We start from the raw sequence: 18,321 nt of genomic DNA on the forward strand, positions 1-18,321 counted from the left end.
CGTCGGTTCATCGGACCGGCTCGGGGATGGTGGCTCGGAGGCGGGTGCCGGTGGGGTCGGTGGTGATTTCGACGTGGCCGTCGAGCAGGTCGAGGCGTTGGCGCATGCCGGTCAGGCCTTGGCCTTCCGTGGTGTCTGGTGCGAAACCGGTTCCGTTGTCGGCGATTTCGAGGGTGCTGATGGGGGAGGTGAGGTCGGCGCGGACGGAGACGGCGGTGGCATTGGCGTGCCTGCGGGCGTTGGTGAGTGCCTCCTGGGCGGCGAAATACAGTGCGAGGCGGGCGGGTTCACGCACGGTGTCCTCGGCGCCCGCGACCTCGAGTGTCACCGCGAATCCGGTGTCGTCGAGGCGATCGACCAGGGCGGTCAATGCGGCGCCCAGGGTGAATTCGGTGCCGTCGGTGCGCAGTGCGCCGAGTGCGCCGCGAACCTCGTCGAGTGCCTGCTTCGCCGAATATCTTGCGTCGGTGAGGGCTTGGTCGGCGGTGGCGGCGTCGAGGGTGCGGTAGGCGGCGGACTTCTCCAGTTGGATCGAGGTGACCACCAGGTGGTGCCCGACGGTGTCGTGGATGTCGCGGGCGATGCGGGTGCGTTCGGCCTGCGTCGCCAATGTGGCGGCCTGGTCGGCGTATTCGCGCAGCCGTGCGTGTGCGTCGGACAGGTCGGTGAGCAGCGATTCGGCGCGGCGGCGGCCCGCCTCCTCGCGCTCGGCGATCACCGCGATGGCCAGCGCGAACACCACGCCGATAGCGAGCATCAGCAGATCCGAGACGCGTTCCGGATCGTTGCGCGACTCGGTGCCGGTGAATACCAGCGTCGTCGCGGTGAGCAGTCCCGCGGTGGCGAGCCCGAACGCGGTCCGGCGGCCGAGAGTGAAGTACGCGATCAATGGGATCAGCGCGAACAGTGCCTTGGCGTTGCCCTGGCAGTCGAGTGCGGCGGCGATCGCATAGAGCGCGGAGCGCGCGACCAGTCCGGCGACAGCTACCGCTTGTGTTGTGGCCCTGCGACTTTCGGCGATCTCCAGGGCGAACAGTACGGCAAGCACGGCGGCGAACCCGAATAGTCGCGCGTCGAGTGGGCATGCTCCCGTTCCTGCCATCGCCAGGCCGCCGAGCAATACCGACGCGTAGAGGAAGCATGCCACCCAGGTCAGTGCCCGTGGCCGATTCATGCGATCGAGCCTAGGGGTGGGGCGTGTCCGGCCACCAGGCGGCGGCGCAAGTGTGGCCGAAGGTCATGGGCCGTCCGGCACTTACCGGCGTGACCACCGGATTCCTAGCGTCGACCGCGACATCGAGAAAGGAATTCGACCATGGACACACGATCGCTGCTACGCCTCGGTTCGGCGGCAGGCCTCCTCTGCGGCACGGCCATCGCGCTCGCCGGACTCACCGAACTGGTCCTCGACCACAAGAATCCGGTCACCCAGCTGCTCAACGGTGGCGCCGTGCCCTTCGGGATCGGCCTGCTCGTCGCGATATATCTGCCGCATCACGGTCGACTCGGCCGGTTCGGCATGATCGCCTTCACGGTGCAGTTCCTCGGCTTCGGCTACTTCGCCGGCGTCGCCTTCGCCCGCAACTTCGTCCTCGTCTACCTGGACCGGCCCGTCGTGAACGAATTGCTCACCAGCCCAGCGAAACTCGCCTTCCTGTTCACCGCGATAACCGCCCTCACCGGCACCATCTTGTTCGGTACCGCCCTCCTCCGCACCGGCGTCGTCCCCCGCCCCGCGGCCACCCTGTACACCGTCGGCTTATCCCTGCTCTGCCTGACCTTCCTGCTCCCCGCCCCACTGGTCCGCGCAGGCCACATCGCCGCGGGCGCAGGCATGCTCTGGCTGGCCATCACCGTCTGGACGTCCACATCCCGCTCCGCCACCATTGCCCACGCCGTCCCCGCCCATTAGGTACGGCGCCACCGCTCGGCCAGCCGGACACTTTCACTCCCGCACAAATTCATCGCGTGACCGCGAAAAGTGCCCGCTCGGCCGAGCAGTAGTGGTGACCACCTCGGCGCGGCGAGTGGGAATTGCCATTTGTCGAGCACCGGTGTGGTGGATGGCCGTGGCGGCGCTGTGGTCTGGGTGGGTCTGGGCGGACATTCTTCGTGCTTGCCTGGCAGAAACTGCCATGTGGCGGGGGAAAGTGTCCGTTCAGAAGCGGACGCGGTCGACCGGGTCGGTAGCGTCTGACGTATGGAGTTGCGGCAGTTGCGGTATTTCGTGGTGTTGGCGGAGGAGTTGCATTTTCGCCGGGCTGCCGAGCGGCTGTTCATATCGACGCCGACGTTGAGCCAGCAGATCAAAGTGCTCGAGCGGGAGATGGGCGGGCCGTTGCTGGTTCGCGAACCTCGGGTGGCGTTGACGGCGGCGGGGGAGGTGCTGGCGCGCACCGGCAAAGGGGTGCTGCGGTCCATGGACGAGGCGGTGCGCGAGACCAGGCGTACGGCGAGTTCCGGTGCGCCCGTCCTGCGTTTCGGCCTGCTCAACGGTGTGCCGCCGTGGCTGCCCGAGCGGATCGGTGAACTCTTGGCGGCGCGGTTGCCCGGTACCCGCATGGTGTTCACCGGCGGCACCACCGCCGACCAGGTGCGCCTGCTCGACGCCGACGAGATCGACCTCGCCGTGGTCCGCGCCCCGGTCACCCTGCCCGACCGCTTCGCCCAGCGGCCACTGGCCCGCGAAGCCATGGGTGTCGTCATGTCGGCCGCGCACCCGCTCGCGAACGCCACCGAGATCGACCCCGGTGAACTGAGCGGCCGCGAGCTCATCCTCTTCGCCCGCGACTCCGCCCCGCAACTGCATGACGCCCTGCTCCGCGACCTGCACGCCCGCGGCGCCCGAATCCGCCTCAGCGACAACGCGATGGGCCACGCCCAGATGCTCGCCGTCCTCCCACTGCGCCCCGACCTCCTCGGCCTCAGCTCCGCCCGCGTCGCCACCACCCCCGGCCTCGCCTGGCGCCCCTTCCGCGGCGGCCCCATCGAAATCACCTACGCCGCCGCCTGGTACCCCACCACCCCCAACCCCGCCGTCCAAACCCTGATCCGCGCCCTACCCCACCACCCCCTCCACCCCAGCGCCTCATCCGCACCAGCACCGCACGAGCGTGCAAACACATAGGCCGCACTCGTCGTCGCAAACGTCAGTGCACACCCACCCTCGCGTTCGGCCTGAATGGCCGCTGATTCGCACGACCTTCGGCACTGCGTGGCAGCTGATCAGCGGTTCGCCTACGGGTAATATTTCGCCCGGTTCGACCGCTGATTCCCGCGGTGGTCCAGCGTCCGCCGGTCCGAGGTCGGCGCCGTCTCGGCGAGTGGATCCCGGAAGTGAGGGCGGATTGGCACTGGGCGGGTGGCGGTCGGGTCGCTACCGTCGCAGCGGTGAGCGAAATTCGGGAACTCTTCGAGGGGCAGACGCAGTGGGGGGCCGCGGCGATGCTGGCGTTGCGGCCGCGGTGGGAGACGGTGCAGGCGGTAGTGGAGTTGATCGATACGAGGCTGCGACCGGTCGGCTACCGGTTGGCCGGGGTGTTCGACGAGGGGCGCGACGAGGCGGTGTCGGTGGTCGGGTTCCGTGCGGCGTGGTCGTCGGCGTGGGGGCGATATCTGTATGTCGACGACCTGTCCACGCTGCCCGACGCCCGTGGTCGCGGGCACGCGGATCTGCTGCTGCGGTGGGTGAAGGAGCAGGCGCGCGGACTGGGATGTGAAGCGGTGCACCTGGATTCGGGTGTAGCCGCCGATCGCGCGCCCGCGCACCGGCTGTACATGCGCCACCACATGGCGATCAGCGCGCACCACTTCGAGGTCGCGCTGTAGCCGATTGCCCGGCGCGGCAACGGGATCCGGACTCTTACGCACGCTGAATCGGACTCTTAGAGTCCGCACAATCACGCTGCGTAGTGTCCGATTCCATGCCGGGCGATCCCGCTCGGGCATGGCGTCCGTGTCGCAGTCGGGGCGACGCGGGCCTACTCGAACGCAAAGGACGAGCAGTTGAAGTTGCAGAAGACCGGACGCATCGCGATCGCCGGCCTGGCCGTTGTCGCCGCTTTGGGCATGAGTGCCTGCGGTGACGACAAGAAGGACAGCGAAGCGAAACCGAGCAAGGTGTCGACCAGCGCCAAGGCGCCGTCGAACAACCCGAATCTGCCGCCGACGCCGACCGTCGCCGAACTGAACGCCCTGCTGCAGCGCGCGCTGGACACCTCGGTGCCGAGCTCGCAGAAGCAGGATCTGGTGCAGGGCATCCAGGCCGATCCGGAACTGCCGAACCGCCTCGCCGAGGCATACAAGCAGTCCGGCGCGACCACGGTTGTCACCGAGGTGACCCAGTTCGGCGACACGCTCAACGCCAAGGCGAAGCTGACCCTGAACGGGCAGGAGAACGTCGCCGACGTGCCCTTCGTCGTCGAGGACGGCAAGTGGAAGGTCCAGAAGACCTGGGCCTGCGCCGGCCTCACCAACCTCGGCCAAACCTCCCCGGCCTGCGCCTGACCCACCACCGAGCGCAGTCGAATGGCCCTGCGACACGCCGCAATCAACGGCCATTCGACTGCGCTCGACGAGATGTCGAGGGCGGTGGGGTGTTGCCTCGCGGGGCGGGTACCTGGGGTGTTAGGCGGGGGCTAACGGGTATTCGATAGTGCGACATGGACGTTCGCTCGGCGCGATGGTCGAGTGGGGGACATGACAGCACATGTGAACGCAACTGAACGGGTCGTCGTTGTCGGCGGGAGCTCCGGGATGGGGTTGGCCCTGGCGACGGCGCTCGTGGCGGAGGGAGCGGAGGTCACCATCGCGGCCAGGTCCGCCGAACGGCTTGCCGCGGCGGAACGCGCGCTGTCCGGAGGGCCGGGCAAGGTGCGGGCGATCATCGCCGATATCACCGAGGAGGATTCCATCGCGCGGCTGTTCACCGAGGTCGGTCCGGTGGACCACGTGGTGACCACCGCGGTGGACGCCACCGGCGTCTACCAGCCGATCACCGAGCTCGATCCAGCGGTCGCGCGAAGGACGTTGGACGCCAAGCTGATCGGCCCCGCCCTGCTCGCCAAGCACGCCGACATCGCGCCCGGCGGCTCGCTCACCTTCACCTCCGGCATCGCCGCCTACCGGCCCGGCCCCGGCTCGAGCATCATCGCCGCGGCCAACGGCGCGCTGGCCTCCCTCGCCTATGCGCTCGCCATCGAACTCAGCCCGGTGCGGGTCAACGTGATCTCTCCCGGCTGGATCGATACCCCGGTCTGGGACACCATCGCACCCGACGCCAAATTCGAACGCCACCGAGCCATGTCGTCGCGCCTCCCGGTCGGCCGCATCGGCCGTCCCGACGAAATCGCCCACGCCATCCGCACCCTGATGGCCAATGCCTTCATCACCGGCACCGTCCTCCACGTAGACGGCGGCCACCGCCTGGTCTGACATCCGCCGCGCATCGATTCGGAGGAGGGAGGTCAGGGGGTGTGCAGGGCGGGGCGGGTGGGGTGGTCCCAGCGGAGGGCGAAGGTCGGGGGTTCGGGGGAGTCGTCGTGGTGGTGGAGTAGGGCGGGGATGGTCCACTGGGTTTCGGTGGGGGTGCGGCGGCGCAGGGCGGGTTCGGACATGTCGAGGCGGATTGTCAGGTCGAAGGGAATGTCACGGCCGAGGAGCATGGGGCCCGCGATGATCAGGACCGTGTCCGGAAGGGCGGCGCGGACATCGGCGCGGGCCGAGCGGTCGGTGGCTTCGTCCCAGAGGGCAGGCAGGTAGCGGCCGTGGTGCCGCAGGGCGTCGATGACCTCGCGGCGCAGTGCCGCATAGTCGAACCAGGCTGTGCGGTAGGACATTTCATCCGTGCGGCCGAACTCCATGCGCAGCGACGCGGGCCGGATGTAGTCGTGCAGCGAGATGACCTCGGTGGGGCGGCCGGTGTCGCGCAGTGCCGTGGCGAGGCGGTGTGCGAGGTCGAGTGGGGCCGCGGCGTCGGCGCCGTCGATGGCGAGGACGCGGTGGCCGCTGAGCGCGCGGACGTCGTCGGCGATCCGGTCGACCAGTGCGTCCTGGGTGATCGGGGCGAAGTGCGGCATACCGCCATCATGCTTTCCTGTGTGGCGCGCCGCCGCGTCGGATGTGCCGAAATCCGGTTTCCGGACCGGGTTCTCATAGTGCGACCTAACCTGGATGGGCGGCAAGCGTCTCGCCGCTAGGCGTACCTCCGCATTCGCTCCGGCCATGCGCAGGTCTGCGGGCGGGCTGCGCCCGACAGCGCCTATTATGTCGGATCGAATCTCTGAACAGGGGTAGTGAGATGACACAGCCGGACGAGTTCGACACGGTGGAAGCGCAGGCTGTCGAGGCCGAGCAGCCGAACGCCAGAGTGGGCAGACATCGGCTGGATGATCGCCAGGAGACCTTCGACGATATCCGGGACGAATTGGACGATCGAACCTGAGAGGTTGCCGGGCGCCACGGCGCGATAACCTCAGCGCATGGCGACAATCGAAGAGGCGCTGGAGATAGAGCGGCTCGAGCGGGACATCTTCCGCGGCGCGTCCACCAAGACCCAGCTGCCGCGGACGTTCGGCGGACAGGTTGCCGGCCAGGCGCTGGTGTCGGCGGTGCGCACGGTGGAGCCGCGGTTCCAGGTGCATTCGCTGCACGGGTATTTCCTGCGGCCCGGCAATCCCGACCAGCCGACCGTGTATCTGGTGGAGCGGATCAGGGACGGCCGTTCGTTCTGTACCCGCCGGGTGACCGGCGTGCAGGACGGTGCCGCGATCTTCACGATGTCCGCGTCGTTCCACGTCGGTGACGCCGGGCCCGAGCATCAGGACACGATGCCGGATGTGCCCGCCCCCGAGGTGCTGCCGGACGCGTCGACCACCATGAGCCCGGAACGCCTGTGGGCCATGCGCGAATGGGAACACTGGGATATCAGGACCGTGCCGCAGGACGAGGTGGCGCGCCGTTCCGGTCTGGCCTCCCAGCAGCAGGTGTGGTTCCGCTACCGCCACCCGCTGCCCGACGACCCGCTGTTCCACGTCTGCACCCTGGCCTACATGAGCGATATGACGCTGCTCGGTTCGTCGAAGGTCCCGCACCCGGACGAGCCGACCCAGAACGCCTCGCTCGACCACGCCATGTGGTTCCTGCGCCCCTTCCGCGCCGACGACTGGCTCCTCTACGACCAGTCCTCGCCCTCCGCGGGTTTCGGCCGCGCCCTCACCGGCGGCCGCATCTTCAACAAGTCCGGCGAACTGGTCGCCGCGGTTGTGCAAGAAGGGTTGATCCGTACCCTCCGCGACGACTGATGATCCGCCGCGCACGAGGTCGCGTGCCGCGCACCGTTTGAACCGCCACGCACCGACCTCCGCGCTATTCGGCACGGCGTCACGAAACGTGCGAGGCCCATGTGGCAGCACGTCGGTGATTGATTGCGCCGCGCACTGATTCGACCGCCGCGCACGGATTGCGGCGTTATTCGATGCGCGGCGTCGTAACGTGCGCGCCGGACGGGCGCGAGCTTGCGATTGTCGGCGCGCGGGGTGCGAGTGGCCGTCGCACCCCGCGCGGCGCCTGAACTTCGTCAGGTATTCAGCCCACCTGGACTCGCAGGTGGCAGACCACGGTGTCGGTCATGCGGCGTAGCTCTCGTTCGAGTTCGTCGCTGCGGTGGCTCGGCAGGACGCGGTCCCAGCCCATGGGCGGGTCGATTTCGGCGATCACGACGACCTTGCGCCTGCCGTCGAAGTTGTCGCGCACGTACCGGGCTACGGGGCCGCCGACGGTCGAATCGCTGTCTTCGAGCAGGACCAGCCTGACCTCAGGATGCCATGCCTCCCACGCCTTGGTGAAGGCCCTGACGGATTCACCCGGCAGGCAGACATGCACGGCGACAATGTCTTTGCCGATCGACATGGCGGCCGACAGTGCCTCCCGGCTCAGCTCGGACACCTCCGACACCGGGACGATGATCGCCGTCCCTGTCGCCTGTGGTTGCGCGGGTACCGCACCCGATCCGCGGCAGCCGTGAATCCGGTTGTAGGCGTTGCGAATCCGCTCCATGCCGAGCACCAGCGCGGGCAGTACCAGCACGATCAGCCAGGCGCCCTCGGTGAACTTCATCGCCGTGGTGACGATCGCGGCGACGAAGGTGAGCACCGCGCCGAACCCGTTCAGCGAGATCCGCCACTGCCAGCCGTCGGCGCGGGTGAGCCACCAGTGCCGCACCATGCCGACCTGGGCGATGGTGAACCCGACGAACACGCCGATGGCGAACAGCGGAACGAGCGCGTTCATATTGCCGCCCGCCGCGATCAGCAGCACCGCGGCGCTGAGCCCGAGCGTCAGCACGCCGTACCGGTACACCTGGCGCGGCGAGCTGACCGCGAAACGGTGCGGCAGGCAGTTGTCGTCGGCCAGGATCCTGGTCAGCGTCGGCAGCCCGCCGTAGGAGGTGTTGGCGGCCAGCGCCAGCAGGATGACGGTCGCGAATTGCACCACGTAGTAACCGATTCCGTGCCCGAGCGCCGCCTCGGTGAGCTGCGAGAGCACCGTGGTGCCCTCGATCGGCCGCAGCGAGAACTTCTCGATCAGCACGGCGAGCCCGATCAGCATGATGCCGAGCAGCGCGCCGAGCGCCACCTCGGCCCGCTGCGCCCGCTTGACCTTCGGCGCCTCGAAGCTGGGTACCGCGTTCGCGATGGCCTCCACGCCGGTCAGCGCCGCGCATCCGCTGGAGAATGCCTTGAGCAGCAATAGCACTCCGACGGTGTGGATATCGCTGACCGCCGCGACACCCTCGGTCACGCTGGCCGGTTCCGAGCGCACCAGCCCGCCGATGATGACCGCGAAGATACCGGCGACGAAGACGACGGTCGGGATCATGAACGCGCGTGCGCTCTCGGTGATGCCGAGCAGATTGAGCGCGGTGATGCCGACGAGCACCGCGAGGCAGATCCACACCGTGTAGCCGTGCAGTGCGGGGAATGCCGAGGTCAGCGCCGCGACACCGGCCGCGATCGACACCGCCACGTTGAGCACGTAGTCCACGATCAGCGAGGCCGCCGCGACCAGGCTGGTGCGGTGGCCGAGATGTTTCTTCGCCACCGCGTATGCGCCGCCGCCGTCCGGGAACGCCGCGATCACCTGCCGATACGACGCGACGAGCACCGCGAGCAGCGCGGCGATGGCCAGCGTCACCGGCAGCGTCATGCCGAGCCCGACGCCGCCCGCGGTGGCAAGTACCAGCACGATGGCTTCGGGTCCGTAGGACACCGATGCCATGGCATCGAGGGACAATCCGGCCAATCCGGTGGAAACGGTCAAACCGCGGCGGGACGAGGCACCAGTCGTATCTCCGGGCGGCTCAGGCGTCCGGCGCGGCAACACAGCAATCACGCTTCGAGTCTCTGCCTGTTTTTCGCCGCCGCCGCCCGCGTTGATGGAACGTTGACGGTGACCGTGATCAGGCCCACAGTCGCGACGCCCGTAAAGTCGATGACATCAGGACGAAAGGGATGGTGCATGGCCCGCGATTCGGTGATCGCCGAGCAGACTCCGCAGGCGCGCGCGGCCGCGTCGCCGCCGCGGATCGGCGTGCTCGGTTTGCAGGGTGACGTGCGTGAGCACTTCGCCGCGCTGGAGCACTGCGGTGCCGAACCGGTCAACGTGCGCAGGGCATCCGAGCTCGACGCGGTCGACGCGCTGGTGCTGCCCGGCGGCGAGTCGACCGCCATCAGCAAGCTGCTCGAGGTTTTCGAACTGCTGGAGCCGCTGCGCGCCCGGCTGCGAGAAGGTATGCCCGCCTTCGGTTCCTGCGCGGGCATGATCCTGCTCGCCTCCGAGGTGCTCGATACCCGGCCCGATGCGCAGCACCTGTTCGGTATCGATATGACGGTGCGCCGCAACGCCTTCGGCCGCCAGGTGGACTCCTTCGAAACCGACCTCCGGTTCACCGGCCTCGACGACGGCCCGGTGCGCGCGGTCTTCATTCGCGCCCCGTGGGTGGAGCGCGCGGGCGACGGCGTCGAGGTGCTCGCGACGGTCCCCGACGGCCCGTTCGCCGGTCGCATCGTCGCGGTGCGCCAGGGCACGGTGCTCGCGACGTCGTTCCACCCCGAGGTCACCGGTGATCTGCGCGTGCACCGGATGTTCGTGGATATGGTCCGCGACCTCTAGGTGGCTCCGGCCGTGCGCGGATCCGCGCACATGCTGCGCCCGATAGCGCTAGGGCGAGTGCACGCGGCGAACCATGATGACCGGCCGAGTAGGCTGGGGGAGTTGTCCGCCCGGCGCGGGTACCCATCGACCTGAAGGAAGTAGGGCATGAGCGGCCACTCCAAATGGGCCACCACCAAGCACAAGAAGGCTGGGATCGACGCGAAGCGCGGCAAGCTCTTCGCCAAGTTGATCAAGAACATCGAGGTGGCCGCTCGAACCGGTGGCAGCGACCCTGGCGGAAACCCGACGCTCTACGACGCCATCCAGAAGGCGAAGAAGTCGTCGGTCCCGAACGACAATATCGAGCGCGCCCGCAAGCGCGGCGGCGGCGAAGAAGCCGGCGGCGCCGACTGGCAGACCATCATGTACGAGGGCTACGGCCCCAATGGTGTCGCGGTGCTGATCGAATGTCTCACCGACAACCGCAACCGCGCCGCCGGTGAGGTGCGCGTCGCGATGACCCGCAACGGCGGCAACATGGCCGACCCGGGTTCGGTGTCGTACCTGTTCCACCGCAAGGGCGTCATCACCCTGGACAAGAACGGCCTGTCCGAGGACGACGTGCTGATGGCCGTGCTCGACGCGGGCGCCGAGGAGGTCAACGACCTCGGCGAATCGTTCGAGATCATCAGCGACCCGAGCGACCTGATCGAGGTGCGCAAGGCGCTGCAGGCCGCCGGAATCGATTACGACTCCGCCGAATCCGGCTTCCAGCCGTCGATGTCGGTCGCGGTCGACGCCGACGGCGCGCGCAAGGTGTTCAAGCTCGTCGACGCGCTCGAGGACAGCGACGACGTGCAGAACGTGTACACCAACGTAGACATCTCCGACGAGGTCTTGGCGCAGCTGGACGACTGAACCCGGTCATAGATTCGGGGCGGTCCATGTTCGCATGGGCCGCCCCGATCCATATCAGGTGACGTCAGCTCGGCTGGCTGTCCACCTTCACGTCGAAGTTGACATTCGATCCTTCGACCGAGGTCACGGTGACCGTCAGCCCGTAGGTGGCGTCCGTGTCGTCCCGCAACGTGCACCGCATGGTGGTGCCGACCTTCGCTGCCAGATCCTGCGGGCAGGTCACCGACTTGGGCCGCTTCCCCACCTGGCCACCGAGTTCGGTCGCGACCTGCTCCTGCACATCGGCCTTGGTCACGACGATCAGCGAGCCCGCCTTGGGCAGGTCGTCGACCTTGATTTCGAAGTTCACGTCCTTGCCGTCGACGGCGGTCGTGGTGACCGTGACGCCGTATTCGATTCCGGTGTGATCGGTCAGATCGCAGCGCAGCGTCGCGCCGACCTTTCCGTCCAGGTCGCCGGGACAGTGCACCGCCTGCGGTGACGCGCCGAGTTTGGCGGCGAGCTTCTCGGTGATCTGGGTTTCCACCTGTTGCTTGCTCACCGGTGCTGTCGTCGGCGCGGATTCGCTGCCGCAGCCTGCCGCGGCCAAGGCGATGGCCGCCAGAACTGTTGTCGCCAGAAGGCGCATCGAACTCTCCCTACCCCCAGCGGCCGAGAGTGGCCGACCGCATCCACCTGTCATGGTAGTGCCGCTGGGTGTGGCGCGAGATATATTGCGCGCCAGGGAGATAACCGTCATCTCGGATAACGCTCGAGTGCCGTCGCACGATGACGGACGCGCCGCACGGGCGGTGGCGCACGAGGCCGATGGCGTAGGTGATCGCGAAGGGTGTGCCGCTGAGCGCTACGCGATCAGCACAACTCAGCGGCTCGTCGGTTCGGTGAAACGCGTCGAATCGGCACTGTGCCGACCGGCAGGCGTCCGTTATTCGGGCGCCTGCCGGAACGCGGCTCTTATTCGGCGATCGCGGTCCGGTACGTCCATTGGTAAACGCGCAGCGGTCCTTCGGCGGTGTCCTTTATCCGCGGCGTCGCCTCGAAATGTTCGTAGCCGTTCTTGAAATGCACTTTGATCTCGGTCCCGGGCGGGGTGATCGTCACAACACGACTCGGCAGGTCTATGGGTCCACCCTCGAGGACTGCTTTTGCGCCGTTGCTCATGTCTCCGATGGTAGGTGCGCCGACGCCGGGGTTTCGGGTTTCGCGGTTTCGGCCCCGCGCGTCGGCGGCGTCATGCCGTATCGGGAACGGGCATGCCGACCCTCCCGACGAGCCACGGCAGCGATGAGGTGAACGCCGCCGCGGCGAACTGCCACGTGTGACCGCCCTGGGAGGTGTGCACGGTGCAGTCGATGCCGACCGTTTTCGCTTGGTCGCACAGCTTCTCGGCGGCGCCGGTCTCGCCGGTGTCGTAGCCGCCGCGCCCGCCGAGTCCGGTGGCGGCGCCCGACGCGGGCCGCTGCCTGCCGGTGCGCTGCGGTGCGAGGTCGTCGAAAAGCCCGGCCATCCCGGTGTATCCGCCGTGCGCGGCCATCACGGTGCGCGGATCGAACGCGGCCCACCGCTCGGCATCGCCGCCGAAGAGGCGCTGGATCGTCTGCTCCTTGGTGCCGGAGGACGGGCCGATATCGCCCGCGATATCGATGAAGGTGTGCAGTAGTTCCGGATGCATGACGGCCAGGTCGACCGCGCAGGTGCCGCCCATCGACCAGCCGACCACCGCCCACCGGGCCGGATCCGCGGTGGCGCCGAACCGGGATTCCACATAGCCGGGCACATCCTTGGTGAGATGGTCGGCCGCGTCGCCGCGTGGACCGTTCACGCATTCGGTGTCGTTGTTGAAACTGCCACTGGAGTCGACGAAGACGAGGATGGGCGCGCGGCCGCCGTTCGCGGCGGTGAACCGGTCGAGCTCGGGCATGATCTGGCCGCTGCGGAGCCAGTCGGCCGGTGTGTTGAATTCGCCGGCGATCATCATCACCACCGGCAGCGCGGGCGGTGTCGCGCCGGTGAACCAGACGGGCGGCAGATACACGTATTCGGTGCGATGCGGAAAGCCGCTGCCCGCGTCCGGGATTCGGACCGGCACGATCCGGCCGTCACCGACGTTGGTGCCGCGCAGCGCGGGCAGCGCGGCGAGTTCGGTCTGGTGCGGCAGCGGGCCCGCGGTCAGCGCGTTCCAGGCCGCCTGCACGGTCGGGTAGTAGCCGACCCACTGGTTCAGCACGATTCCGGTGCTCAGCAACGCCAGCGGCACCGCGAGCAGCGCGATACCGCGCCGCCACCACCGCGCCCCGCGCCAGCCGAGCACGACCACCGCGAGCGCGGCGACGGTCGCGCCGACGCACACCCACAGCGGGCCCGGCGCCGGATCGGAGGCCAGCCCCTGATCGTTCATGTACGCCCACGCCGCGACCGCGCCCGCCGCACCGAACAGCGCACACACCGGCAGCCACACCAGCCGCCACCGCCGCGTCCGCCACCCGATCGCGACGGCCAGCACGACGACGGCCAGCACCTGCACCGTCACCGGCAGCCACCCGTGCGTCAGTGAAAGACCATGGCGGAACCCGTAATCGGGATGCGAATCGGCGGGCGGCAACTGCGGCGCGGCCGGAATCGCGGGCGCGGCGAACATGGCACGGAGAACGGGCACCACGGCATTGTCGAGCCGCTTCCTCGAGATCAGCTGTGAATCCCCTCCACCTCACCTGTGGACGGCTATGCGGCGATATCACGAAGGGCGATCACCCGTTCGACGGTGGCACGGACCAGGTATTCACCGGGGACCGAATTGCGCTCGCCGTAGGCCCGCGCGGCATCGGAGCCCATGTAGCGTCCGCCGATGCGAGTCGCCCATTCGCGCAATTGCGCCGGGTCGTCGGTGAATTCGGCGGTGCACTCCAGCATGGCGTAGCCGTATGGCGGTTCCTGATCGTCGACGCACAGCGAGAAGTGCGGATCGCGGCGCAGCGAGCGATATTTCAGCGATTCGTGCCAGGTCGTGAAGACGACGCGCGCCGGCCCGGTGTCGCTCTCGTCGAGCAGGAACCAGACGGGGGTGACGTGCGGGCGCCCGTTCGTGCGCAGGGTGGCCAGTTTGCCGGTGCGGGTGCCCGCGAGGACGAAGGTCCGCCATTCGGCGTCGGTCATGGGATACACGGTGGTGCTCCTATCGGTCGGTCAGTTCGCGCAGAGTTTCGGTGAGCCAGTCGATTTCGGCCGTACTGGTGGCGCGGGCGATGCGCAGGACGCCGCGACGGAACGGGTCGTCGACCTCCTCGGCGGTGAGGGGCCGGGTGCCGTCGTAGAAGAAGCTGCTCGGCTCGGAGAGGAAGTCCAGCCGCCTGCGCAGTACCGCGGCCTGCGCGTGCGGCTCGCCGAGATGACGCAGGAAGGAGAGCAGGATGAACCAGCGGTTCTCGTCGGTGATGAACACATCGGCGGGGGCACGCAGCCGCTCGAGCAGCGCGATCTCACCCGCCTCGGTGAGGCCGAGCATATGCCGTGGCGCGGCGGCCGCTCCGGGTTCGGCCTGCCTGGTGAGCAGCCCCGCCGCTTCCATGCGTTTGATCGCCGGATACAGCGTGCCGTGGCTGACCGTGCTGGCGTGACCGGACAGCCGGGCGATGCGCACCCGCAGGTCGTAGCCGTGCAGCGGCTGCTCGTGCAGGAATCCCAGGATGGCGAGAGTCAGTGCGCTGGTCATTGTCCCGAACATAGTGTCGGCTGGGACATATGTCGATGCGACCTATGTCGCACCGACCGTGCAAAGACTCCACCCGTGTCGTTGGGGCGGCGATGCGGTCGGCTCGGTTAGACTCTCGAACAGTTGTTCGTGTCTGCGAGAGGGGCGTTCGTGCGGGTGATGGGTGTCGATCCCGGGCTCACCCGGTGCGGCCTCAGCGTCGTCGACGGCGGGCTCGGCCGGAAGGTGACCGCCATCGCCGTGGATGTGGTGCGTACACCCGCCGATATGGATCTCGCGCATCGGCTGCTCGGCGTGGCCGACGCCGCCGAATGCTGGATGGATACACACCAACCCGAGGCGGTGGCGATCGAACGGGTCTTCGCCCAGCACAATGTGCGCACCGCCATGGGCACCGCGCAGGCGGGCGGCGTCATCGCGCTGGCGGCGGCGCGCCGTGGCATTCCCGTCGCGTTCCACACGCCCAGCGAGGTGAAGGCCGCGGTCACCGGCAACGGCACCGCGGACAAGGCGCAGGTGACGGCGATGGTCACCCGGATACTCGGCTTGGCCACCGCGCCCAAACCGGCGGACGCGGCTGATGCGCTCGCACTGGCCATCTGTCATTGTTGGCGGGCGCCGCTGATGGATCGGATGGCCAAGGCCGAGGCACAGGCCGCCGAAGCGCAGCGGAAATACATGCAGCGGCTTGCCGTTCAACAGGCAGAGCGGCTTGCCGAGCAGAGGAAGGTGGTGCGTCCGTGATCGCGTCGGTACGTGGCGAGGTGCTCGAGATCGCGCTCGACCATGTGGTGGTCGAGGCGGCGGGCGTCGGCTATCGGCTCAACGCCACACCGTCCACGCTGGCCACCCTCACCCGCGGCGCGGAAACCCGGCTGTACACCGCGATGATCGTGCGCGAGGACTCGATGACGCTGTTCGGCTTCGCCGACACCGAGGCGCGCGACCTGTTCGGCCTGCTGCAGACCGTCAGCGGCGTCGGCCCGCGGCTGGCCATGGCGGTGCTCGCGGTGCTCGAACCCGAGGCATTGCGCAAGGCGCTCGCCGAAAGCAATGTCGCGGCGTTGACCAGGGTGCCCGGCATCGGTAAGCGCGGCGCCGAGCGCATGGTGGTCGAACTGCGCGACAAGGTGAATCTCGTTCCGGTGCCCGCGGGCCCGCCCGGCAGCGCGCCGGTGCTCACACCGGTGCGCGATCAGGTGGTCGAGGCGCTCGTCGGCCTGGGCTTCCCGGCCAAACAGGCCGAGCCGGTGGTGGATTCGGTGCTGGCCGAGCAGCCCGGCGCGGATACCTCGACGGCGTTGCGCGCCGCGCTCAGTGCGCTGGGCAAGAATCGGTAGACGATGGACTACGAAGACCCCGTCACCGATGACGCCGAATCCCAAGTCACCGCAAGCTATCTGAAGTCCGACGGAGAGATCGAGGCCAGCCTGCGCCCGAAATCCCTCGACGATTTCATCGGCCAGCCGCGGGTGCGCGAACAGCTCGCGCTGGTGCTGCGCGGCGCCAAACAGCGCGGCGGCACCCCCGATCACGTGCTGCTTTCCGGTCCGCCCGGCCTCGGTAAGACCAGTATGGCGATGATCATCGCCACCGAACTCGGTACCGCGCTGCGCATCACCTCCGGTCCGGCGCTGGAGCGCGCTGGGGATTTGGCCGCGATGCTGAGCAACCTGGTCGAGGGCGATGTGCTGTTCATCGACGAGATCCACCGCATCGCCCGCCCCGCCGAGGAAATGCTGTACCTGGCGATGGAGGACTTCCGCGTCGACGTGGTGGTCGGTAAAGGCCCTGGCGCGACGTCGATTCCGCTCGATATCGCCCCGTTCACGCTGGTCGGCGCCACCACCCGGTCTGGCGCGCTGACCGGTCCGCTGCGCGACCGGTTCGGCTTCACCGGCCACATGGATTTCTACGACCCCGCCGAGTTGCTGCGCATCCTGCTGCGTTCGGCGCATATTCTCGGCGTACAGATCGAAAAGGATGCCGCCGCCGAGATCGCCGGCCGCTCCCGCGGCACGCCGCGCATCGCGAACCGCCTGCTGCGCCGTGTGCGCGACTACGCGGAAGTCCGCGCCGACGGCCTGATCACCCGCCCCATCGCCCAGGCCGCACTCGAGGTGTACGACGTCGACGTGCTCGGCCTGGACCGCCTCGACCGCGCCGTCCTCGCCGCGCTGGTCCGCAGCTTCGGCGGCGGCCCCGTCGGTGTTTCGACCCTCGCCGTCGCCGTTGGCGAGGAGGCCGCCACCGTCGAAGAGGTCTGCGAACCCTTCCTGGTCCGCGCGGGCATGGTCGCCCGCACCCCCCGCGGCCGCGTAGCCACCGCCGCCGCCTGGGAACACCTCGGCCTCGTCCCCCCACCCGACCTCGTCTTCGGCTCCATCGAAGTCCGAGGCCGCGAACCCCACCCCACCCTCGACCTCTTCGACTGACCCCACCCATCACCAGCCGAGAGATGTTGCGGGACAGGCAATCGCCGAGCGCAGTCGAATGGCCCCGCGACACGCCGTTCCCAGGGGCCATTCGACTGTGCTCGCGTGTGTCTGCCCGCTGAACCTCGGTCAGGGATAGCTGAAATGCGGTGCGCTCCACCGAAGCCAGCCGAGCGTGCCGATCCCGCAACGCCAGCGGCCGAGGCCACTGCATGGGCCAGGTTTTCGCCGAGCGCAGTCAAATGGCCCTGCGACACGCCGCCCCTTGGGGACATTTGACTGCGCTCGACGAGGTTGTGTGAACGGGGCTCGACTGGCTCGGTGGTTGGTGTGCTGAAGGGCCCGGCTGCTCGAGATGCTGCTTCCGGCAACCCATTCGACGGCGCTCGCGCCACCTTCGGCTGCCTGCTGTCACCGCGCCCTTCCGCCTGCGCTCGGCGGGAGGGGTTGGGGGAGTGGCCTATTCGACCGGTTCGCGGTGCGGGACCCAGCGGTGGTGGTGCTGGTGTTCGGCGTGGTCGAGGGCGGTGATGACCAGGTCGAGGAAGGCGTCCACTTCGTCACGCTGGTAGCCGCGGGTGCCGAGGCGTGCCTCGGTGAAGCGGACGGAGCGTAGGTCGGTGACGGTGAGGCTGCCCGGTCCGCCGTGCGCGAGGGTGGCGGCGACCAGGTCGAGGAAGGCATCGACCTCTTCCTCGTGATACCCGCGCCTGCCGACCGCCGATTGGGTGAAGCGCATGCGGTGCACGTCGTCCGGGGTGAGTAGCGCGCCGTTGCCGTTGTGGCTCGGGCCCGCGGGGGTGGGGCGGGTGCCGCGCTGGCGGAATTCGAGTTCGACCCGCACCCGGTCCAGGAATTCGTCGACCTGTTCGGCCTGATAGCCGCGGCCGCCGAAGCGGGGCGCGTCGAAGTTGACGTGCCGGATGTCGTCGGCGGTGAGCACGCCGCGCCCCGCCAGCGTGGCGGCGACGAGTTCGAGGAAGGCGTCCACCTCTTCGGCGTGGTAGCCACGGTGGCCCATCGGCGGCATGGCGAAATGTGTTCGGCTGACGTCGTCGGGTGTCACTCGCGACATTGTGTCAGGCATATCGCCCCCTTCCGCCGGAA

21 protein-coding genes are annotated in these 18,321 nt (G+C 68.5%); 12 read left to right on the top strand and 9 right to left on the bottom strand.

The window, feature by feature from the left end; genetic code table 11:
* Positions 1-7: 7 nt before the first annotated feature.
* A complete protein-coding gene (locus ACIG5A_RS43200; protein ID WP_397251365.1) occupies positions 8-1,174 on the bottom strand; it encodes a sensor histidine kinase in 1,167 nt (388 codons plus the stop codon).
* 141 nt (positions 1,175-1,315) lie between these two features.
* On the opposite strand from ACIG5A_RS43200, the gene ACIG5A_RS43205 reads away from it, so the two are divergent.
* From ACIG5A_RS43205 to ACIG5A_RS43225, 5 genes are all read left to right on the top strand, one after another.
* Complete coding sequence (locus ACIG5A_RS43205; RefSeq protein WP_397251367.1) at positions 1,316-1,912, top strand: hypothetical protein; 597 nt, start codon at positions 1,316-1,318, stop codon at positions 1,910-1,912.
* A gap of 288 nt (positions 1,913-2,200) precedes the next feature.
* Positions 2,201-3,127 (top strand): LysR substrate-binding domain-containing protein, encoded by a 927-nt coding sequence (locus tag ACIG5A_RS43210; protein ID WP_397251369.1) that lies wholly within the window; start codon positions 2,201-2,203, stop codon positions 3,125-3,127.
* Between the two features lie 263 nt (positions 3,128-3,390).
* Positions 3,391-3,828 (top strand): GNAT family N-acetyltransferase, encoded by a 438-nt coding sequence (locus tag ACIG5A_RS43215; protein WP_397251371.1) that lies wholly within the window; start codon positions 3,391-3,393, stop codon positions 3,826-3,828.
* A 177-nt stretch (positions 3,829-4,005) separates the two neighbouring features.
* A complete protein-coding gene (locus tag ACIG5A_RS43220) occupies positions 4,006-4,506 on the top strand; it encodes a hypothetical protein (RefSeq protein ID WP_397251373.1) in 501 nt (166 codons plus the stop codon).
* A 192-nt stretch (positions 4,507-4,698) separates the two neighbouring features.
* Positions 4,699-5,433, top strand: a complete 735-nt coding sequence (locus tag ACIG5A_RS43225; protein WP_397251375.1) for an SDR family oxidoreductase — start codon at positions 4,699-4,701, stop codon at positions 5,431-5,433.
* A 32-nt stretch (positions 5,434-5,465) separates the two neighbouring features.
* Here the strand turns inward: ACIG5A_RS43225 and ACIG5A_RS43230 are convergent, their stop codons facing one another.
* Positions 5,466-6,077 carry a hypothetical protein gene (locus ACIG5A_RS43230; RefSeq protein ID WP_397251377.1) on the bottom strand — a complete coding sequence of 204 codons (612 nt, stop codon included), beginning with the start codon at positions 6,075-6,077 and terminating at the stop codon, positions 5,466-5,468.
* A 221-nt stretch (positions 6,078-6,298) separates the two neighbouring features.
* Between ACIG5A_RS43230 and ACIG5A_RS43235 the strand changes: the two genes are divergently transcribed.
* Both ACIG5A_RS43235 and ACIG5A_RS43240 read left to right on the top strand, forming a co-directional pair.
* Positions 6,299-6,442, top strand: a complete 144-nt coding sequence (locus ACIG5A_RS43235) for a hypothetical protein (protein WP_397251379.1) — start codon at positions 6,299-6,301, stop codon at positions 6,440-6,442.
* Between the two features lie 37 nt (positions 6,443-6,479).
* Entirely contained in the window at positions 6,480-7,301 is an 822-nt protein-coding gene (locus tag ACIG5A_RS43240; protein WP_397251381.1) for an acyl-CoA thioesterase, read from the top strand.
* Positions 7,302-7,584: 283 nt separating this feature from the next.
* Here the strand turns inward: ACIG5A_RS43240 and ACIG5A_RS43245 are convergent, their stop codons facing one another.
* On the bottom strand, positions 7,585-9,276 hold the full coding sequence (locus ACIG5A_RS43245; RefSeq protein ID WP_397251569.1) for an amino acid permease: 1,692 nt from the start codon (positions 9,274-9,276) through the stop codon (positions 7,585-7,587).
* A gap of 240 nt (positions 9,277-9,516) precedes the next feature.
* Between ACIG5A_RS43245 and pdxT the strand changes: the two genes are divergently transcribed.
* Both pdxT and ACIG5A_RS43255 read left to right on the top strand, forming a co-directional pair.
* Positions 9,517-10,170, top strand: coding sequence for a pyridoxal 5'-phosphate synthase glutaminase subunit PdxT (gene pdxT / locus ACIG5A_RS43250; RefSeq protein WP_397251383.1), 654 nt, complete (start codon positions 9,517-9,519; stop codon positions 10,168-10,170).
* Positions 10,171-10,317: 147 nt separating this feature from the next.
* On the top strand, positions 10,318-11,070 hold the full coding sequence (locus ACIG5A_RS43255; protein ID WP_397251385.1) for a YebC/PmpR family DNA-binding transcriptional regulator: 753 nt from the start codon (positions 10,318-10,320) through the stop codon (positions 11,068-11,070).
* 64 nt (positions 11,071-11,134) lie between these two features.
* On the opposite strand, the gene ACIG5A_RS43260 is transcribed toward ACIG5A_RS43255, so the two are convergent.
* The 5 genes from ACIG5A_RS43260 to ACIG5A_RS43280 all read right to left on the bottom strand — a co-directional run bounded on the left by ACIG5A_RS43260 (position 11,135) and on the right by ACIG5A_RS43280 (position 14,779).
* Positions 11,135-11,698 carry a DUF4333 domain-containing protein gene (locus ACIG5A_RS43260; RefSeq protein ID WP_397251387.1) on the bottom strand — a complete coding sequence of 188 codons (564 nt, stop codon included), beginning with the start codon at positions 11,696-11,698 and terminating at the stop codon, positions 11,135-11,137.
* Between the two features lie 326 nt (positions 11,699-12,024).
* Entirely contained in the window at positions 12,025-12,231 is a 207-nt protein-coding gene (locus tag ACIG5A_RS43265; RefSeq protein ID WP_397251389.1) for a DUF5988 family protein, read from the bottom strand.
* A 70-nt stretch (positions 12,232-12,301) separates the two neighbouring features.
* A complete protein-coding gene (locus ACIG5A_RS43270) occupies positions 12,302-13,708 on the bottom strand; it encodes an alpha/beta hydrolase (protein WP_397251571.1) in 1,407 nt (468 codons plus the stop codon).
* A gap of 83 nt (positions 13,709-13,791) precedes the next feature.
* Positions 13,792-14,223, bottom strand: a complete 432-nt coding sequence (locus ACIG5A_RS43275; RefSeq protein ID WP_397251391.1) for a PPOX class F420-dependent oxidoreductase — start codon at positions 14,221-14,223, stop codon at positions 13,792-13,794.
* A gap of 19 nt (positions 14,224-14,242) precedes the next feature.
* Positions 14,243-14,779 carry a PadR family transcriptional regulator gene (locus tag ACIG5A_RS43280; protein ID WP_397251393.1) on the bottom strand — a complete coding sequence of 179 codons (537 nt, stop codon included), beginning with the start codon at positions 14,777-14,779 and terminating at the stop codon, positions 14,243-14,245.
* A 150-nt stretch (positions 14,780-14,929) separates the two neighbouring features.
* Between ACIG5A_RS43280 and ruvC the strand changes: the two genes are divergently transcribed.
* From ruvC to ruvB, 3 genes are read left to right on the top strand one after another with little or no spacing between them, the layout of a single operon-like run.
* Positions 14,930-15,523 (top strand): crossover junction endodeoxyribonuclease RuvC, encoded by a 594-nt coding sequence (gene ruvC / locus ACIG5A_RS43285; protein WP_397251573.1) that lies wholly within the window; start codon positions 14,930-14,932, stop codon positions 15,521-15,523.
* A complete protein-coding gene (ruvA, locus tag ACIG5A_RS43290; protein WP_397251395.1) occupies positions 15,520-16,119 on the top strand; it encodes a Holliday junction branch migration protein RuvA in 600 nt (199 codons plus the stop codon). Before ruvC ends, ruvA begins: the two co-directional genes overlap by 4 nt.
* Positions 16,120-16,122: 3 nt before the next feature.
* Positions 16,123-17,214, top strand: coding sequence for a Holliday junction branch migration DNA helicase RuvB (gene ruvB, locus ACIG5A_RS43295; protein WP_397251397.1), 1,092 nt, complete (start codon positions 16,123-16,125; stop codon positions 17,212-17,214).
* A gap of 460 nt (positions 17,215-17,674) precedes the next feature.
* Here ruvB and ACIG5A_RS43300 read toward each other — a convergent pair whose 3' ends face one another.
* Positions 17,675-18,289 (bottom strand): DivIVA domain-containing protein, encoded by a 615-nt coding sequence (locus ACIG5A_RS43300; RefSeq protein WP_397251575.1) that lies wholly within the window; start codon positions 18,287-18,289, stop codon positions 17,675-17,677.
* Positions 18,290-18,321: the final 32 nt, after the last annotated feature.

Origin of the sequence: Nocardia sp. NPDC052566 (assembly GCF_044547285.1) — a bacterium.
In the GTDB taxonomy this organism is placed as follows: Bacteria; Actinomycetota; Actinomycetes; order Mycobacteriales; family Mycobacteriaceae; genus Nocardia.

What these genes read in the sequence shown, in the direction of transcription:
- ACIG5A_RS43270 (WP_397251571.1), bottom strand. Translation starts at nt 13,708, where the DNA reads ATGTTCGCCGCGCCCGCGATTCCGGCCGCGCCGCAGTTGCCGCCCGCC.
- pdxT (WP_397251383.1), top strand. Translation starts at nt 9,517, where the DNA reads ATGGCCCGCGATTCGGTGATCGCCGAGCAGACTCCGCAGGCGCGCGCG.
- ACIG5A_RS43235 (WP_397251379.1), top strand. Translation starts at nt 6,299, where the DNA reads ATGACACAGCCGGACGAGTTCGACACGGTGGAAGCGCAGGCTGTCGAG.
- ACIG5A_RS43275 (WP_397251391.1), bottom strand. Translation starts at nt 14,223, where the DNA reads ATGACCGACGCCGAATGGCGGACCTTCGTCCTCGCGGGCACCCGCACC.
- ACIG5A_RS43230 (WP_397251377.1), bottom strand. Translation starts at nt 6,077, where the DNA reads ATGCCGCACTTCGCCCCGATCACCCAGGACGCACTGGTCGACCGGATC.
- ACIG5A_RS43225 (WP_397251375.1), top strand. Translation starts at nt 4,699, where the DNA reads ATGACAGCACATGTGAACGCAACTGAACGGGTCGTCGTTGTCGGCGGG.
- ACIG5A_RS43245 (WP_397251569.1), bottom strand. Translation starts at nt 9,276, where the DNA reads ATGGCATCGGTGTCCTACGGACCCGAAGCCATCGTGCTGGTACTTGCC.
- ACIG5A_RS43205 (WP_397251367.1), top strand. Translation starts at nt 1,316, where the DNA reads ATGGACACACGATCGCTGCTACGCCTCGGTTCGGCGGCAGGCCTCCTC.
- ACIG5A_RS43260 (WP_397251387.1), bottom strand. Translation starts at nt 11,698, where the DNA reads ATGCGCCTTCTGGCGACAACAGTTCTGGCGGCCATCGCCTTGGCCGCG.
- ACIG5A_RS43280 (WP_397251393.1), bottom strand. Translation starts at nt 14,779, where the DNA reads ATGACCAGCGCACTGACTCTCGCCATCCTGGGATTCCTGCACGAGCAG.
- ACIG5A_RS43255 (WP_397251385.1), top strand. Translation starts at nt 10,318, where the DNA reads ATGAGCGGCCACTCCAAATGGGCCACCACCAAGCACAAGAAGGCTGGG.
- ACIG5A_RS43265 (WP_397251389.1), bottom strand. Translation starts at nt 12,231, where the DNA reads ATGAGCAACGGCGCAAAAGCAGTCCTCGAGGGTGGACCCATAGACCTG.
- ACIG5A_RS43300 (WP_397251575.1), bottom strand. Translation starts at nt 18,289, where the DNA reads ATGTCGCGAGTGACACCCGACGACGTCAGCCGAACACATTTCGCCATG.
- ACIG5A_RS43240 (WP_397251381.1), top strand. Translation starts at nt 6,480, where the DNA reads ATGGCGACAATCGAAGAGGCGCTGGAGATAGAGCGGCTCGAGCGGGAC.
- ruvB (WP_397251397.1), top strand. Translation starts at nt 16,123, where the DNA reads ATGGACTACGAAGACCCCGTCACCGATGACGCCGAATCCCAAGTCACC.
- ACIG5A_RS43210 (WP_397251369.1), top strand. Translation starts at nt 2,201, where the DNA reads ATGGAGTTGCGGCAGTTGCGGTATTTCGTGGTGTTGGCGGAGGAGTTG.
- ACIG5A_RS43200 (WP_397251365.1), bottom strand. Translation starts at nt 1,174, where the DNA reads ATGAATCGGCCACGGGCACTGACCTGGGTGGCATGCTTCCTCTACGCG.